Origin of the sequence: Caldimonas sp. KR1-144, assembly GCF_049446155.1 — a bacterium.
GTDB lineage: Bacteria > Pseudomonadota > Gammaproteobacteria > Burkholderiales > Burkholderiaceae_C > Rivibacter.
The window spans coordinates 143,229-159,618 of sequence record NZ_JBMSEE010000007.1; the positions used below are offsets into that span (position 1 = coordinate 143,229).

The following is a 16,390-nucleotide window of genomic DNA, read 5'->3' on the forward strand; positions in this document are numbered from 1 at the left end:
GAACGCCACCCGAAGGTGGCGTTCGCGCCCGCGCAGCGAGGCTTCAGGTCAATGCGTCGTTCCAGATGTTGCGTGCCCAGCCCATCGCGTAGCCCGCTTCCTGCTCCGAGCGCTGGGCCGAGACGCCGCCCGAGCCCGCCACCGTCTTGAAGGTCTTCTCGGCGGCGTCGTAGGCGTGCACGCTCGCCACATGGATGACCTGCTCGGCGCTCACGAAGCTGTAGCAGGTGTTGGTCAGCATCGGTTTCGGATTGACCGGCCAACCCGAGAGCTGCGCGACGATGGCTGCCGCCGCGACCTTGGCGTGCGAATTCGCCATGTGGCCGCTCTTGGGCATCAGCGGCGCGATCTGAAGCGAGTCGCCGAGCACGTGGATGTCCTTCGCGGCGGTGGACTCGAAGCTCAGCCAGTCCACGTGGCACCAGCGCGCGTTGGCGTTGGCCAGGCCGGTCTGCACGGCGATCTGGCCGGCGCGCATCGGCGGCAGCACGTTGAGCACGTCGGCCTTCACGTCCTCCTGCACCTCGAACTTGATCGTGTTGCCGCTGACCGCGGTGACCTTGTGCTGGCCGCGGAACTCGACCATGCCGGGGTACAGCTCGGCCCAGGCCTTCTTGAACAGCGGCCCCTTGGAGGTGACGTCGGGGTTGGCGTCGAGGATCAGCACCTTGCTCTTCGGCTTGGCATGCTTGAAGTAGTCGGCCACCACGCTCGCGCGCTCGTAGGGGCCGGGCGGGCAGCGGTAGGGCGCTTCGGGGACGGTGATCGCGTAGACGCCGCCGTCGGGCATGGCTTCGAGCTGCTTGCGCAGCGCCACGGTCTCGGGGCCGGCCTTCCAGGCCTGCAGGATGCGCCCGCTGTCGTGGGCGGCGCGCAGGCCTTCGATCGCGTCGAAGTTGAGGTCCACGCCCGGCGAGAGCACGAGCTTGTCGTAGCGGATCGACGCGCCGCCGGCCAGCGTGACGGTCCTGGCCTTCGGGTCCACGCTCGTCACGCGGTCGCGCACGAGCTTGACGCCGCGCTTCTCGAGGCCGTCGTAGGGCGTGGTGATGTCGGCCATCTGGCGCGTGCCGCTGACCACCAGGTTGCTGATCGGGCAGGAGACGAACGTCGGGTTGGGCTCGATCAGCACGACGTCGATGCGGTAGTCCGAGAAGTGCCGCACGTACTTGGCCGCGGTGGCGCCGCCGTAGCCGCCGCCCACCACCACCACCTTGGCGCTGGTCGGGATGCTCGCGGTGGCGCAGCCGCCGAGCGCGCCGAGCGCACCCAAGGCGCCGAGCGCGCCGGCGCCTTGAACGAGTTGACGACGTTGAATCATGGCGCGTCCTCCCTTGCTCACTTGGCCTGCGCGGCGAAGTACGCCGCGAGCGCCGCGATCTGCTCGTCGCTGTAGCCTTTGGCCAGCTGGTGCATCACGGTCGCGGGGCGCTTGCCGTCGCGAAAGGCCTGCAGCTGCTCGGTGATGAACTCGGCCTTCAGGCCGGCCAGCCGGTACATCGGCCCGCCGGGCGCCGCGGCCCCGTCGGTGCCGTGGCAGTTCGCGCAGGTGGCCGCGAGGCTGCGCAGGTAGAGGGTGTCCGGGCCGGTCTGCGCGGCGGCCGGCGCGGTGCTCAGCGCGGCGGCCAGGCTCGCCGCGGCCCACGAAAGTCCCGTGCGGTGCATGGCGTCTCCTCTGGGGTGGTCGTTCGAGGTGGCGCCGATGATGTCACCGCGTCAGCCTGCCGTCATCGGCATTGGCCGCATGAGCTTATGCGGCCCCCCGATTCAGGCTTCCCGCTCGATGCGCCAGGCCTGGTAGCGCAGCGCGAGCGCGGCGCCGATGCCGAATCCGGCGCACGCGAGCGCCGCACCCGGCGCCATCAGCGAGAGGCCGGACAGACCCTGCCCCACCGTGCAGCCCAGGGCAGTGACGCCGCCAAAGCCCATCAGCACGGCACCGACCAGGTGATGCGAGAGGTCGCCTGCGTCGCGAAAGCCTTCCCAGCGGAAGCTGCGCGTGGCCAGCGCCACCGCGGCGCTGCCCAGCGGCACGCCGAGCACCAGCGCGATCGCGAAGCTCAGCGTCGTGCCCTTGTCGCTCCACAGCGTCAGCAGGGTCAGCGTGTTGGCCACCGGCGCGACGAAGCTCATCGCCTCGGGCCGGCGCGAGTCGGTGGCGGGCCAGGCGGGTTCGAGGGTCTGCGGATGCTCGGGCACGAAGCCCAGTCGCGCGGTGGACCACCACGCCGCCACGACCAGCAGGCCGATCGCCGCGCCGCCGAGCTGCGCGGCGCGGTCGCCGCGAAAGGCGGCATCGCGCCAGAGCCACACGCCCGCCGCGACAGCGACGAGCGCCGCCAGCGCGACGCGCCACAGGCCGGCCGATGCCGTCGTCGCGCGCGCCAGCCAGCTCGGCAGGTCCTGCGGGCCGGCGAGCGTGAGCGCCACCGCGTCCAGTGTCTCCACGCGCAGCGGCGCGAAGGCGCCGCGCATCGTCATCTGCGCCGCCAGGCCCAGCACCAGCACGACGACCACCGCCTTCAGGCTGCCGGCGCCGGCGCGCACCAGATTGCGCGAGCCGCAGCCCGACGCCAGCACCATGCCGAAGCCGAACAGCGTGCCGCCCAGCAGATGCGACAACCAGGTCAGCTTCGCGCCGACGTAGAACGAGGCCGAGAGATCGAGCGTGCCCGCGGCGATGAGCGCCTGCGTGCCCAGCAGCGCGACGACGGCGGCGAGCACCCACTGGCGCAGGCGCGTGCCGTCGCCGAAGTTGATGCGGTCGGCGATCGCGCCCATCGTGCAAAAGCGCGTGTGCTGCGCGACGGCGCCGAAGGCCAGGCCGATCGCGAAGCCGAGCGCGAGCACGAGGTTGACGGTGTGCTGCAGTGACGCGAGTTCCTGGTCCATGCGTCGATGCTAGCCTCGCTGCATGGACAGCATCGATGCGGTGGTGATCGGCGCCGGCGTGGTGGGCCTTGCGGTGGCTCGCGCGATCGCGCAAACGGGGCGCGAATGCGTCGTGCTCGAGGCCGAGGGCGCCGTCGGCACCGGCGTGAGTTCGCGCAGCAGCGAGGTCATCCACGCCGGCCTCTACTACCCGGGCGGCTCGCTGAAGGCGCGCCTGTGCGTGGCCGGCAAGCACGCCCTCTATGCCTATTGCCGCGAGCGCGGCGTCGAGCACCGCGCTTTAGGCAAGCTGGTCGTCGCAACGCAGCCGGCGCAGCTCGACGCCTTGCGCGGGGTGCAGGCGCAGGCGGCGGCCAACGGCGTGCCCGATCTCGAATGGCTGGAGCGCGACGCGCTGCGCGAGCTCGAACCCCAACTGGCCGCCCACGCCGCACTGCGCTCGCCGTCGACCGGCATCGTCGACACGCACGGCCTGATGCTCGCGCTGCAAGGCGACCTGGAGCATGCCGGCGGCGCGGTCGCCTTCGCGTCGGCGGTCGAGCGCGTGCTGCCGGGAGCAGGGCCGCAAGGGCGCCACGTGGTCATGGCCGCCGGCACCGAGCTGGCGGCCGAGGTCGTCGTCAACGCCGCGGGGCTCGGCGCCTTGGCGCTGGCGCGCGCCTGCGGCGCGAAGGCGGCCGGCTACGCGCTGCCCGCACCGCCAGCCCAGCTCGCCAAGGGCAACTACTTCTCGCTCGCCGGCAAGGCCCCGTTCTCGCGCCTGATCTATCCGCTGCCCGAGGCCGGCGGCCTGGGTGTGCATCTCACGCTCGACCTCGCCGGCCGCGCGCGCTTCGGCCCCGACGTGCAGTGGATCGACGCGCACGAGCCGATCGACTGGCGCGTCGATCCCGCTCGTGCAGCAAGCTTTGAATCAGCGATCCGCCGCTGGTGGCCCGGCCTGCCCGAAGGCGCGCTGCAGCCCGACTACAGCGGTGTGCGGCCCAAGCTGGGCGGACCCGAGGCGCCGTCGCAGGACTTTCGCATCGACGGCCCCGCCGCGCACGGCTGGCCCGGGCTGGTGCACCTGCTGGGCATCGAGTCGCCCGGGCTGACCTCGTGCCTGGCGATTGGCGCGCATGTTGCCGCGCTGCTGTAGATCAGCGCGACGAGGCCAGCGCAGGGCCGCTCCCAAGCGGCCGAGGGCCCCCTCGGGGGGCAGCGAACGCCCGTGAGCGGGGGGGCGACGAGGCCAGCGCAGGGCCGCTCCCAAGCGGCCGAGGGCCCCCTCGGGGGGCAGCGAACGCCCGTGAGCGTGGGGGCTCTGTTTACGGTGTCAGCAGGCGGTTGACCGAGCTCACGTCCTCGGGCTTCAGCGTGCCGGCCGCCTGGCGCAGACGCAGGTTGGTGAGGATCAGGTCGTAGCGCGCGCGCGCGAGGTCGCGCTGCGTCGTGTAGAGCTGGGTCTGGGCGTTGAGCACGTCGAGGTTGACGCGCACGCCGACCTTGTAGCCGAGCTGCGTGGCCTCGAGCGCGAGCTTGCTCGAGGCCTCGGCGGCTTCGAGCGCGCGCACCGAAGCCTCGCCCGACTGCACGCCCAGGAAGGCCTGGCGCGTCGACTGCGTGACGATGCGGCGCGCGGCGTCGAGGTCGTTGCGCGACTTCTCCTCGAGCGCCAGGGTTTCCTTGATGCGGTTTTGCACCGAGTGACCGGCGTACAGCGGCAGGTTCATCTGCACGCCGATGCTGGCCTGCGTGGTGGTGCCGGGGATGAACAGCGTGCCGGCCGGCGCACCGACCAGGCTGTCGTTGTTCTGCTTGCCGTAGCTGCCCACGAGGTCCACCGTCGGCAGGTGGCCGGCGCGCGCCTTCTCGGTCTCGAGCTTGGCGACGTCGTAGGCGAGCTGGGCCTTGCGCACGTTGGGCGAGACGCTGGCGAACTGCACCCAGTCGTCGACGTTGGTCGGTGCGAGCTGCGGCATCTGCACCGGCACCGCGAGCGGCTGCGGCGTCACGTTGCTGCGACCGACCAGCAGGTCCAGCGCGATGCGCTTGGTGCGCAGGTCGTTGTCGGCCGCGATCTCCTGCGCGGTGGCGAGGTCGAAGCGCGCCTGCGCTTCGCGCGTGTCGGTGATGGTGGCGGTGCCGACCTCGAAGTTGCGCTTGGCCGAGGCGAGCTGCTCGGCGATCGCGGTCTTGTTGGCGCGCGCGGTGCCCAGCGTGTCTTGTGCCGAAAGCACGTCGAAGTAGGCCTGCGTGAGCCGCACGATCAGGTCCTGCTCGGCGTTCTCGAGGTCGGCCATCGCGACGTCGTAGCCGCGCTCGGCCTGGTCGATCGTCGCGCTGTTGCTGCGGTTGTAGAGCGGCTGGCGCGCGCTCACCGCGGCTTCGAGCTGCGTGGCATAGCCGTTCTCGCCGACGCGCGGCAAGTCGGTGCCCACGCGCGAGGCGCCCGCCGTCAGGCCGACCGACGGGCGGCGCAGCGCATAGGCCTGGTCGCGGCGGTACTGCGCCGACTCGGCCTGCGAGCGCGCGGCGAGGTAGGTCGCGTCGTAGGCGCGCGCGGCCTCGTACAGGGCCTGAAGGCTTTGCGAGTGCGCGGCGAAGCTGGCGACGGCCAGGCCGACGACCCATGCGCAACGGGCCAGCGGGAGGCGCAACGTCAGGGAGAGCAACGGCATGAGGCTTCCTTCGTCTTCTTCAGATCGGGTGTTCGAACGGCGCGGCGTTTGTAGCGGCCGCACAAGCTGCCGTCACGCGCGCTGCGACGGCCCGCGGCCGGCGCGGCGCGTTCCGTCGAATCCGGGGCATGAACGGCGACGCCTCGCACCGCACTCAGAAGCGGAACTTCGACGGCTCGCCGAAGCCGTCGAGCCGCTGCGCGACGGTGTCGAACAGCTCGACGCGCTGCCAGGCGTCCTCGGCCGTGCGCGTGATGCGCATGGCCCGCATCACCGGCTCGTTGCCGACGATGGCCGCGAGCCGGCCGCCCACGCGCAGCTGCTCCAGCAGCGCACGCGGCACCGCGGCCACCGAGCCGGACAGCAGGATCACGTCGAACGGCGCCTCGCCGGGCAGGCCCAGGGCACCGTCGGCGCAGCGCACCTCGGCGTTGAGCACCGCGGCGCGGCGCAGGTTGGCGCTCGCCAGCTCGGCCAGCGCCGGGCGGATCTCCAGCGAGACAACGTGCTGCGCCTTGTGCGCGAGCAGCGCGGCCATATGGCCCGAGCCGGCGCCGATCTCGAGCACGCGCTCGTGCTTGTGCACCTGCAGCTCCTGCAGCAGCCGCGCCTCGACCTTGGGCGCGAGCATGCACTGGCCCTCGGGCAGCGGCACCTCGAGATCCATGAAGGCCAGCGCGCGGTGCGCGGGCGGCACGAACTCCTCGCGGCGCACGACGGCCAGCAGCGAGAGCACCGAGCTGTCCAGCACGTCCCACGGCCGGATCTGCTGCTCGATCATGTTGAAGCGGGCTTGTTCAATGTTCATGGCGGGACTTTGCGATGAGCGAGGGCAGGAACGGCCGCGGATTCTAGGTGGCGGTCAGGTCAGGGGCGCGGTCCGGCAGTTGCGGGCCGCGGCAGCATGCCCTGCATCGTCAGCTCGACGTGGGCGTCGATGACCCGACGCGGATCGATGCCCAGGTCCACGCCCTCGCAGGCGCCGAACGAGTGCTTGTTCATCACGAGGTAGAGCATCGGCGCGGTCAGCAGCTGCACGGTCTGCGGCATGGGCACCGCACGGAACTCGCCGCGCTCGACGCCGCGCTCGATCACCGTGCGCAGCAGCCCGTGCATCGGCTTGATCACCTCGTCGGCGAAGAAGCTCGCGATCTCGGGGAAGTTGCGCGCCTCCGACATCATCAGCTTGCAGATGCCCGAGGCGCGCGTTTCGCCGAAGCGGCGCCACCACTCGTGCAGCACGAAGGCCAGCAGTTCGGGCGTGCCCTCGCTCCAGCCGCGCACGATGTCCATGCCCTCGGCGATCTCGCCGGAGATGTTGCGCAGGATGACGGCCTTGAGCAGGTCTTCCTTGCTCGGGTAGTAGAGGTAGAGCGTGCCCTTGGAGACGCCGGCGCGTGCCGCCACTTCCTCGGTGCGCGTGGCCGCGAAGCCCTTCTCGACGAAGAGCTCGAGCGCGGCGTCGAGCAGCTCCTGCGGACGCGCGGCCTTGCGGCGCTGGCGCGCCGGCGTGGGCGCCGCGGCGGCATCGGGGGAGGAATCGGCGCGGGACATGTTAATGACTGATTGGTCATTAATGTACCCGCAGCGGCGGCGGGCGGTCAAACCACGGCGGCTTTCAACGCGGCGCTTCGGCGAGCGCCGAGGCCTCCCAGCCGCCGCCCAGCGCGCGGATCAGTGCCACGCTGGCGGCATAGCGCCGGCCGGTGATGTCGAGCGCGGAGCGGCGAGTGTTGAGCTCGGCGGTCTGGGCCGAGATCACCTCCAGGTAGCTCGCGGTGCCGGCCTTGTACTGGTTGGTTACCAGGGCCAGCGTGTCCTGGGCGGCGGCCACCGCGCGGCCCTGGACCTCGGCCTCTTCGGCCAGCAGGCGCAGCGCGACCAGGTTGTCCTCGACCTCGCCGAGCGCGGTGAGCACGGTCTGGCGGTAGGCCGCGACCTGCTGGTCGTAGGCGGCGACCGCCGCGTCCTTGGCGGCGCTGCGCTGGCCGCCGTCGAAGAGCGTCGCGGCGAGCGCGGCGCCCAGCGACCACACGCGGTTGGGCGCGGTGAACAGGTCGCTCGCGCCGAGGCCGCGCCAGCCGCCGCTCGCGCCGATCGACAGCGTGGGGAAGAAGGCCGCCTGCGCGACGCCGATCTGCGCATTGGCCTGCGCGACGCGGCGCTCGGCCGCGGCGATGTCGGGGCGCCGCTCGAGCAGGCTGGCGGCCAGCGTCGGCGGCGCGCCCGGCGCGGCCAGCGCCTCGGCGCGTGGCGGCAGGCTGAAGTCGGCCGGCGCGCGGCCGACCAGCAGCGCGATCGCGTGTTCGAGCTGGGCGCGCGTGACGCCGACGTCGATCGCCGCGGCCTGCGTCGACAGCAGCTGCGTCTCGGTGGCGCTGACGTCGGCGCGCGTGATCACGCCGGCGGCGTAGCGGTTGCGCGTGAGCTGCAGCGAGCGTTCGTAGGCGGCGATGGTCTCGGCGTAGATCGCACGCTGCGCGTCGGCGATGCGCAGCGCGAAGTAGTTGGTCGCGAGCTCGGCCTCCAGGCTCAGCCGCGTCGACGCGAGCGTGGCCTGGCTGGCCTGCGCGCCGGCCTCGCCGGCCTCGACGCCACGGCGGATGCCGCCCCACAGGTCGAGCTCCCAGTCGAGCGTGCCGCTGACCGCGTTGGTGGTCGCCGTGCTGCCGTTCGAACGCGCGCGCGTGCTCGACGCGCCGGCGCCGACCACCGGCCACAGCTGGGCGCGCGCCTGGCGACCGAGCGCGCTGGCCTGGCGCCAGGCGGCCTCGGCGGCACGCAGGTCCTGGTTGGCGGCGTGCAGCTGGTCGATGAGGCCGTCGAGCTCGGCATCGCCGAGCGATTTCCACCACGGGCCGCGCGGCAGCTCGTCGGCAGGGCGTGCCGTCTGCCAGCCGGGTGGGGCTTCCTTGAAGCGGGTGGCATCGACGGTGTCGGGCCGCCGGTAGTCGGGGCCGAGGGCGCAGCCGGCCATGGCCAGCGCGGCCACGAAGGCCATGAGGGCGCAAGGAGGATGGCGAAGGCTCATCGTGCTTCAGGCAGGAGTCTGTTCGGGCAGGGCGGGGCGCGCACGGCGGTCGCGCCACGCGCGCCAGCGCAGCCGCAGGCGATCGAGCGCGAGGTAGACGACCGGCGTCGTGTAGAGCGTGAGCAGCTGGCTGACCATCAGGCCGCCGACCACCGCGATGCCCAGCGGCTGGCGCAGCTCGGCGCCGTCACCGGTGCCCAGCGCCAGCGGCAGCGCACCCAGCATCGCCGCGACCGTGGTCATCAGGATCGGGCGCAGGCGCAGCAGGCAGGCGGTGCGGATCGCACTGTGCGGGTCGAGCCCTTCGCGGCGCTCGGCGTCGATCGCGAAGTCGATCATCATGATCGCGTTCTTCTTGACGATGCCGATCAAAAGGATCACGCCGATCAGCGCGATGACGCTGAAGTCGGTCTTGAACAGCATCAGCGCGAGCAGCGCGCCGACGCCGGCCGAGGGCAGGGTCGAGAGGATGGTGATGGGGTGCACCGCGCTCTCGTAGAGGATGCCCAGCACGATGTAGATCGCCAGCAGCGCGGTGACGATCAGCACCGGCTGGCTCGCCAACGACTGCTGGAAGGCCTGTGCCGTGCCCTGGAAGCTGCCGCGCACGTCGACCGGCACGCCGGCGCGTGCCATTGCGTCGTCGATCGCGCGCGTCGCGTCGCTCAGCGAGACGCCTTGCGCGAGGTTGAACGAGACCGTCGAGGCCGCGAACTGGCCCTGGTGGTTGACCGACAACGCGGTGTTGGTCGGCGCCCAGCGCGCCACCGCGGCCAGCGGCACCTGCGCACCGGCGCTGTTGATCAGGTAGATGTCGTTGAGCGACTCGGGGCGCTGCCAGTACTGTGGCGCGGCCTCCATCACGACCTTGTACTGGTTGAGCGCCTCGTAGATCGTCGAGACCTGGCTCTGGCCGAAGGCGTTGCCCAAGGCGGTGTCGACCTGCTGCATCGTCAGGCCCAGGCGGCCGAGCGCGTCGCGGTCGACCGTGAGCGTGGTCTGCAGGCCCTTGTCCTGCGCGTCCGTGTTGACGTCGGTGAGTTCGGGCAGCGACGAGAGCGCCTGGCGGATCTTCGGCTCCCACTCGCGCAGCAGCGCGAGGTTGTCGGACTGGAGCGTGTACTGGTAGCCCGCATTGCCCTGGCGGCCACCGATGCGAATGTCCTGCGCCGGCGCGAGAAAGAGGTTGGCGCCCGCCACCTTGGCCAGCTTGGGACGCAACCGTGCCATCACCTGCTGCGCCGAGATCTTTCGCTCGGCCAGCGGCTTGAGCGTGACGAACATGTTGCCGCCGTTGCGTTGCCCGCCGCCGGTGTAGGCGGTGACGTTGGCGACCGCCGGATCCTCGCGCACGATGTCGACGAACTGCTGCAGCTTGCCGCTCATGGCCTGGAACGAGATGCTCTGGTCGCCCTGGATGCCGCCGACCAGCAGCCCGACGTCCTGCTCGGGGAAGAAGCCCTTGGGCACGATCACGTAGAGCCACACGCTGGCCGCGACGGTGGCGAAGAACACCGCCAGCATCGTGCGCGTGTGGCGCAGCGCCCAGTCGAGGCTGCGCGCGTAGCCGCGCTGCAGCGCCGCGAAGCCGCGCTCGACCGTCGCGCCGACGCGGCTCCACGCGCGCGGCCTCTCGTTCGCCGGCTTCGCCGCGCGCGCCTTGAGCAGCCGCGAGCACATCATCGGCGTGGTGGTCAGCGAGACGACGAGCGAGATCAGGATCGAGACCGACAGCGTCATCGCGAACTCGCGGAAGTAGCGCCCGACGATGCCGCCCATCGCGAGGATCGGTATGAACACCGCGATCAGCGACAGGCTCATCGACAGCACCGTGAAGCCCACCTCGCGCGCGCCGCGCAGCGCGGCCTCGCGCGGCGCCATGCCTTCCTCGATGTGGCGGCTGATGTTCTCCAGCACGACGATCGCGTCGTCGACCACGAAGCCGGTGGCCACGGTCAGCGCCATCAGCGACAGGTTGTCCAGGCTGTAGCCGAGCAGGTACATCGCGGCAAAGGTGCCGACCAGCGAGACCGGCACGGCCACTGCGGGAATCAGCGTCGCGCGCCAGTCGCGCAGGAAGACGAACACCACCGCGATCACCAGGCCGACCGAGATCGCCAGCGCGCGCTCGACCTCGCGCAGCGAGGCGCGGATGGTGGTGGTGCGCTCCATCGTCACGCGCATGTCGATGGCGCTCGGGATCGAGGCCGCCAGCTGCGGCAGCAGCGCCTTCACGCGCTCGACCGTCTCGATGATGTTGGCGCCCGGCTGGCGGAACACGAACAGCTGCACGCCCGGCTTGCCGTTGGTGAGGCCGAGGTTGCGCACGTCCTGTACCGAGTCGACCACTTCGGCGACGTCGCCCAGGCGCACCGCGGCGCCGTTCTTGTAGCTGATCACCAGCGGCAGGTAGTCGCTCGCCTTCTTGGCCTGGTCGTTGGCGCCGATCTGCCAGCGGCGCTCGCCGTCCTCGATCGCGCCCTTGGGCCGGTTGGCATTGGTCGCGGTGAGCGCGGTGCGCACGTCCGACAGCGCGATGCCGGCCTGGTTGAGTGCCGGCAGGTTGAGCTCGACGCGCACGGCAGGCAACGCGCCGCCGCCGACGTTGACGTTGCCCACGCCCGAGACCTGGGCGATGCGCTGCGCGAGCACGGTCGACGCCGCGTCGTACATCTGGCCGCGCGTCAGCGTCTGCGAACTCAGCGAGATGATCATCACCGGCGCGTCGGCCGGGTTCACCTTGCGGTAGGTCGGGTTGTTCGGCAGGCTCGACGGCAGCAGGCTGCGCGCGGCGTTGATCGCGGCCTGCACGTCGCGCGCGGCGCCGTTGATGTCGCGGTCGAGGTCGAACTGCAGCGTCACGCGCGTCGAGCCCTGCGAGCTCGACGAGGTCATCTCGGTGACGCCGGCGATCTTGCCCAACGCGCGCTCGAGCGGCGTGGCGACCGTGGCGGCCATGGTCTCCGGGCTCGCGCCGGGCAGGCTGGCCGAAACCGAGATGGTCGGAAAGTCCACCTGCGGCAGCGGCGCGACCGGCAGCATCCGGAACGCCACCGCGCCAGCGAGCAGGATCGCGATCGTCAGCAGCGTCGTCGCGACCGGCCGGGCGATGAACGGGGCGCTGATGTTCATCGTGCGCCGGCCGGTTGGCTCCCTCGCCCCGCTTGCGGGGAGAGGGCAAGGGTGAGGGGCTGGGCCAGGCCCTCACCCCGGCCCTCTCCCGCCCGCGGGAGAGGGAGTGCGATGCGATGCACTCGGCGGCTTTGCATGACCGTCAATGCGCCGCGTTCTCGCGCCAGCGCCTGAAGCGCCGCGCGGTGCGGTCGAACGCGAGGTAGATCACCGGCGTCGTGAACAGCGTCAGCACCTGGCTCACGATCAGGCCGCCGACCATCGTGAAGCCCAGCGGATGGCGCAGCTCGGATCCGACGCCGGTGCCCAGCATCAGCGGCAGCGCGCCGAGCAAAGCCGCCATCGTCGTCATCAGGATGGGGCGAAAGCGCAGCAGACAGGCCTGGTGGATGGCCTCTTCGGGCGAGCGGCCTTGCTTGCGCTCGGCATCGAGCGCGAAGTCGATCATCATGATCGCGTTCTTCTTGACGATGCCGATCAGCAAGATGATGCCGATGATCGAGATCACGTCGATCTCGTTGCCGGTGAGCAGGAGCGCGAGCAGCGCGCCGATCGCGGCCGACGGCAGCGTGGAGAGAATCGTCACCGGGTGCACGAAACTCTCGTAGAGCACGCCCAGCACGATGTACATCGTCACCACCGCCGCGAGGATCAGCCACAGCTGGTTGCCCAGCGAGCCGCGAAATGCCAGCGTCGCGCCCTGGAACTCGGTGCGCATCGAGGCCGGCAGGCCGATCTCTCGCTCGGCCTGTTCGATCGCCTCGACCGCGTCGCCGAGCGAGGCGCCCTTGGCGAGGTTGAACGACACCGTGGTGGCGGGGAACTGTTCGAGGTGGTTGATCACCAGGTCGGTGGGCTTCTCGATCACGCGCGCAACGGTCGACAACGGCACCTGCGAGCCGTCGGCGGCCGGCAGGTAGAGCTGGTCGAGCGCGGCGAGGCCGCGCTGGAACTCGGGCGCGACCTCGAGCACGACGCGGTACTGGCTGGCCTGCGTGAAGATCGTCGAGACGAGGCGCTGGCCGAAGGCGTTGTAAAGCGCGTTGTCGATCTGCGCGACGGTGATGCCCAGCCGAGAGGCGGTGTCGCGGTCGATCTGCACGAAGGCCTGCAGGCCCTGGTTCTGGAGGTCGCTGGCCACGTCGGCGAGTTGCGGCAGTTCGCGCAGCCTGTCGACCAGCTTCGGCACCCAGGTGCCGAGGTCGGCGGGGTTGGAGGAGTCCAGCGTGAACTGGTACTGCGTGCGGCTCACGCGGTCTTCGATCGTGAGGTCCTGCACCGGCTGCAGGAAGACCTGCATGCCCGGCAACTGGGCCGCGCGCTGCTGCAGGCGCGCCAGCACGTCGCCCAGGCGATCGCGCTCGTCCAGCGGCTTGAGGTTGACCAGCATGCGCCCCGCATTGAGCGTGGCGTTGCTGCCGTCCACGCCGATGAAGGACGACAGGCTTTGCACCGCGGGGTCTTCGAGCAGCACCCGCGCCATCGCCTGCTGTCGCTCGGCCATCGACGCGAACGAGACCGACTGCGGGGCCTCGGTGATGACCTGGATCGTGCCGGTGTCCTGCAGCGGGAAGAAGCCCTTGGGCACGACGACGTACAGCAGCGCGGTCAGCGCCAGCGTGCCGACGGCGACCACGAGGGTCAGCGACTGGTGCCGCAGCACCCAGCGCAGCGCGACGTCGTAGCGCGCGATCAGCGCGTCGAACTGGCGCGCCGACCAGCGCGCGAAGCCGCGCTGCTCGCCTTCGGGGGCGTGGTGCAGCAGGCGCGCGCACATCATCGGCGTCAGCGACAGCGAGACCACCGCCGAGATCAGGATCGCGACCGCCAGCGTGATCGCGAACTCGCGGAACAGCCGCCCGACCACGTCGCCCATGAACAGCAGCGGAATGAGCACCGCGATCAGCGAGACCGTCAGCGAGATGATGGTGAAGCCGATCTGGCCCGAGCCCTTGAGCGCGGCCTGCATCACCGTCATCGGCCGACCGTCCTCGTCGCCATGCTCGATGTAGCGGCTGATGTTTTGGCTCCGGCTCACGTCGGCTTCGCCGACATGACCCTTCACCGAAACATAAGCCGGCCCCTCCAGGTGCCGGCTGATGTTTTCGATCATCACGATCGCGTCGTCGACGACGAAGCCGGTCGCGATGGTCAGCGCCATCAGCGTGAGGTTGTTGATGCTGAAGCCGGCGAGATGCATCACGCCGAAGGTGCCGACCAGCGACAGCGGGACCGCGACGCTGGGGATGATCGTCGCCGGCACGCTGTGCAGGAAGACGTAGATCACCGCGACGACCAGGCATACCGCGAACAGCAGTTCGATCTGCACGTCGCGCACCGAGGCGCGGATGGTCGTGGTGCGGTCGGTCAGCACGACCACGTCGACGCTGGCCGGCAGCGCGGCCTGCAACTGTGGCAGCAGCGCCTTGATGCGGTCGACCGTCTGAATCACGTTGGCGCCGGGCTGGCGCTGGATGTTGATCACGATGCCCGGCGCGTCGTTGGCCCAGGCGGCGAGCTTGACGTTCTCGGCGTCGTCGACCACCGAGGCGACGTCCGACAGGCGGATCGGCGCGCCGTTCTTGTAGGCGACGACGAGCTGCCGGTACTCCTCGGGCGAGCGCAGCTGGTCGTTGGCGTCGATGGTGGACGCGCGCAGCGGCCCGTCGAAGCTGCCCTTGGCCTGGTTGACGTTCTGCGCCGCGATGGCGGTGCGGATGTTGTCGATCGACAGGCCCAGCGCCGCGGCCGCGCGCGGGTTGACCTGCACGCGCACGGCCGGCTTCTGTCCGCCCGACAGCGTGACCAGGCCCACGCCCGGCAGTTGCGAGATCTTCTGCGCCAGGCGCGTGTCGGCGAGATCCTGCACCTCGGTCAGCGGCAACACCTTCGAGGTCAAGGCGATGGTCAGGATCGGCGCGTCGGCCGGATTGACCTTGCTGTAGACCGGCGGCGAGGGCAGGTCGCTGGGCAGCAGGTTGGCGCCGGCGTTGATGGCCGCCTGCACCTCCTGCTCGGCGACGTCGAGCGAGACCTCCAGGCCGAAGCGCAGCGTGATCACCGAGGCGCCGCCCGAGCTGGCCGACCACATCTGGTCCAGGCCCGGCATCTGGCCGAACTGCCGCTCCAGCGGCGCGGTGACCGACGAGGTCATCACGTCGGGACTCGCGCCGGGATAGAAGGTGCTGACCTGGATGGTCGGGTAGTCCACCTGCGGCAGCGCCGACTGCGGCAGCTGCCGGTAGGCGACCAGGCCCGACAGCATGATCGCCAGCATCAGCAGCACGGTCGCGACCGGCCGCTCGATGAAGAGGCGCGAAGGATTCATTGGCCTTGCGCGTCCGACCCGGCGCGGCGGCGGCGTTCGCCGGGCGGCGCACTCGCGGCGCCGCCCGGCATGCTGGCGGCGGCGGCCACGGCGCTCGCCCGGCGGTCGATCACCTCGACCTTCGCGCCGTCGCGCAGCCGGTCGGCGCCGTCGATCACGACGCGCTCGCCGGCCTGCAGGCCTTCGACGACCGCGACGCGGTCGCCGTCGGCCTGGCCGAGCTTGAGCGGACGCATCGTGACCGTGCTGTCTTGCTTGACCACGTAGGCAAAGGTGCCCGGCGCGCCGCGCTGCACGCCGGCGCTGGGGATCTGGATCGCGTCGGTCAGCGTGTCGACGAGCAGCTTGACGTTGACGAACTGGTTGGGGAACAGCGCGCCATCGGTGTTGGGGAACTCGGCCTTGAGCTTGACGGTGCCGGTCGCGACATCGATCTGGTTGTCCACCGTCAGCAGCATGCCGCTGCCGAGCTTGATGCGGCCTTCGCGGTCCCAGGCCTCGACGGCCAGCTTCGCCCCAGCGTTCAGCCGCTTGAGCACGGCCGGCAGGTGGTCCTGCGCGATCGGGAACACCACGCTGATCGGTTGCACTTCGGTGATCACGACCAGGCCGGTGGTGTCCGAGCCGCGCACCAGGTTGCCCGCGTCGACCTGGCGCAGGCCGACGCGCCCGCCGATCGGCGCGAGCACGCGCGTGTAGCCGAGCTGCAGCCGGGCGTCCGCCACGGTGGCGCGGTCGGCCGCGACCGTGCCCTGGTACTGGCGCACCAGGGCCTCCTGGTTGTCGACCTGCTGGCGCGCGATCGAGTCCTGAGCGAGCAGGCTACGGTAGCGCGCGAGATCGCCCTCGGCGTTTTGCAGCTGCGCGAGGTCGCGCGCGAGCTGGCCCTCGGCGTTGGCGAGCGTGGTCTGGAACGGCCGCGGGTCGATCTCGGCCAGCACGTCGCCGGCCTTGACGATCTGCCCCTCGCGAAACAGCACGCGCGCGAGCTGACCATCGACGCGCGGGTGCACGGTGACGGTGTTGCGCGGCGTCACCGTGCCCAGCGCGCTGATGCGCACGTCCAGCGGCGCGACGCGCGCCGTCGCGGCGATCACCGGCATCGCGCGGTTGGGGTCGAAGAAGCGCCGGCCGCCGCCGGGGCCGCCCTGGGCGCCCGCGCTCGTGCCCGGTGTGCTGGCCGCCTCATCGGCGCCGCCGCGGCCGCGCCAGAACCAGAACGCCGCGGCGATGGCGATCAGCACGACCGCGATGGCGATCCAGCGGCGCTGGCGGCCGGCAAAGAGGGTGGAGGCGTCGGGCTCGATGCTCATGAAGGCGGCGGTGGGTTCGCTTTGCGCGCGGATT

At 71.1% G+C, this 16,390-nt stretch carries 11 protein-coding genes; 1 reads left to right on the plus strand and 10 read right to left on the minus strand.

The window, feature by feature from the left end; all coding sequences use genetic code 11:
* Positions 1-43: 43 nt before the first annotated feature.
* The 3 genes from ACO2TI_RS16925 to ACO2TI_RS16935 form a co-directional block, all read right to left on the minus strand.
* Positions 44-1,321, minus strand: coding sequence for an FCSD flavin-binding domain-containing protein (locus ACO2TI_RS16925; protein WP_423286116.1), 1,278 nt, complete (start codon positions 1,319-1,321; stop codon positions 44-46).
* Between the two features lie 17 nt (positions 1,322-1,338).
* Entirely contained in the window at positions 1,339-1,665 is a 327-nt protein-coding gene (locus ACO2TI_RS16930; RefSeq protein WP_423286118.1) for a c-type cytochrome, read from the minus strand.
* Positions 1,666-1,767: 102 nt separating this feature from the next.
* Positions 1,768-2,892 carry a YeeE/YedE family protein gene (locus ACO2TI_RS16935; protein WP_423286119.1) on the minus strand — a complete coding sequence of 375 codons (1,125 nt, stop codon included), beginning with the start codon at positions 2,890-2,892 and terminating at the stop codon, positions 1,768-1,770.
* Between the two features lie 22 nt (positions 2,893-2,914).
* On the opposite strand from ACO2TI_RS16935, the gene ACO2TI_RS16940 reads away from it, so the two are divergent.
* On the plus strand, positions 2,915-4,030 hold the full coding sequence (locus ACO2TI_RS16940) for an NAD(P)/FAD-dependent oxidoreductase (RefSeq protein WP_423286121.1): 1,116 nt from the start codon (positions 2,915-2,917) through the stop codon (positions 4,028-4,030).
* 169 nt (positions 4,031-4,199) lie between these two features.
* On the opposite strand, the gene ACO2TI_RS16945 is transcribed toward ACO2TI_RS16940, so the two are convergent.
* The 7 genes from ACO2TI_RS16945 to ACO2TI_RS16975 all read right to left on the minus strand — a co-directional run bounded on the left by ACO2TI_RS16945 (position 4,200) and on the right by ACO2TI_RS16975 (position 16,356).
* Entirely contained in the window at positions 4,200-5,552 is a 1,353-nt protein-coding gene (locus ACO2TI_RS16945) for a TolC family outer membrane protein (protein ID WP_423286123.1), read from the minus strand.
* A 154-nt stretch (positions 5,553-5,706) separates the two neighbouring features.
* Positions 5,707-6,360 carry a protein-L-isoaspartate O-methyltransferase family protein gene (locus ACO2TI_RS16950; RefSeq protein ID WP_423286125.1) on the minus strand — a complete coding sequence of 218 codons (654 nt, stop codon included), beginning with the start codon at positions 6,358-6,360 and terminating at the stop codon, positions 5,707-5,709.
* 59 nt (positions 6,361-6,419) lie between these two features.
* Complete coding sequence (locus tag ACO2TI_RS16955; protein ID WP_423286127.1) at positions 6,420-7,106, minus strand: TetR/AcrR family transcriptional regulator; 687 nt, start codon at positions 7,104-7,106, stop codon at positions 6,420-6,422.
* A 64-nt stretch (positions 7,107-7,170) separates the two neighbouring features.
* Positions 7,171-8,583 (minus strand): efflux transporter outer membrane subunit, encoded by a 1,413-nt coding sequence (locus ACO2TI_RS16960; protein WP_423286128.1) that lies wholly within the window; start codon positions 8,581-8,583, stop codon positions 7,171-7,173.
* Positions 8,584-8,589: 6 nt separating this feature from the next.
* Positions 8,590-11,715, minus strand: a complete 3,126-nt coding sequence (locus ACO2TI_RS16965) for a multidrug efflux RND transporter permease subunit (RefSeq protein ID WP_423286129.1) — start codon at positions 11,713-11,715, stop codon at positions 8,590-8,592.
* Between the two features lie 142 nt (positions 11,716-11,857).
* On the minus strand, positions 11,858-15,043 hold the full coding sequence (locus tag ACO2TI_RS16970) for an efflux RND transporter permease subunit (protein WP_423286130.1): 3,186 nt from the start codon (positions 15,041-15,043) through the stop codon (positions 11,858-11,860).
* Positions 15,040-16,356: an MdtA/MuxA family multidrug efflux RND transporter periplasmic adaptor subunit gene (locus ACO2TI_RS16975; protein ID WP_423286131.1), complete on the minus strand. Its 1,317-nt coding sequence runs from the start codon at positions 16,354-16,356 to the stop codon at positions 15,040-15,042. Before ACO2TI_RS16975 ends, ACO2TI_RS16970 begins: the two co-directional genes overlap by 4 nt.
* Positions 16,357-16,390 lie beyond the last annotated feature (34 nt).

Bases quoted from the DNA above. Each gene is read 5' to 3' on its own strand.
- ACO2TI_RS16970 (WP_423286130.1), bottom strand. From the start codon at position 15,043: ATGAATCCTTCGCGCCTCTTCATCGAGCGGCCGGTCGCGACCGTGCTG.
- ACO2TI_RS16955 (WP_423286127.1), bottom strand. From the start codon at position 7,106: ATGTCCCGCGCCGATTCCTCCCCCGATGCCGCCGCGGCGCCCACGCCG.
- ACO2TI_RS16965 (WP_423286129.1), bottom strand. From the start codon at position 11,715: ATGAACATCAGCGCCCCGTTCATCGCCCGGCCGGTCGCGACGACGCTG.
- ACO2TI_RS16950 (WP_423286125.1), bottom strand. From the start codon at position 6,360: ATGAACATTGAACAAGCCCGCTTCAACATGATCGAGCAGCAGATCCGG.
- ACO2TI_RS16925 (WP_423286116.1), bottom strand. From the start codon at position 1,321: ATGATTCAACGTCGTCAACTCGTTCAAGGCGCCGGCGCGCTCGGCGCC.
- ACO2TI_RS16930 (WP_423286118.1), bottom strand. From the start codon at position 1,665: ATGCACCGCACGGGACTTTCGTGGGCCGCGGCGAGCCTGGCCGCCGCG.
- ACO2TI_RS16975 (WP_423286131.1), bottom strand. From the start codon at position 16,356: ATGAGCATCGAGCCCGACGCCTCCACCCTCTTTGCCGGCCGCCAGCGC.
- ACO2TI_RS16935 (WP_423286119.1), bottom strand. From the start codon at position 2,892: ATGGACCAGGAACTCGCGTCACTGCAGCACACCGTCAACCTCGTGCTC.
- ACO2TI_RS16960 (WP_423286128.1), bottom strand. From the start codon at position 8,583: ATGAGCCTTCGCCATCCTCCTTGCGCCCTCATGGCCTTCGTGGCCGCG.
- ACO2TI_RS16945 (WP_423286123.1), bottom strand. From the start codon at position 5,552: ATGCCGTTGCTCTCCCTGACGTTGCGCCTCCCGCTGGCCCGTTGCGCA.
- ACO2TI_RS16940 (WP_423286121.1), top strand. From the start codon at position 2,915: ATGGACAGCATCGATGCGGTGGTGATCGGCGCCGGCGTGGTGGGCCTT.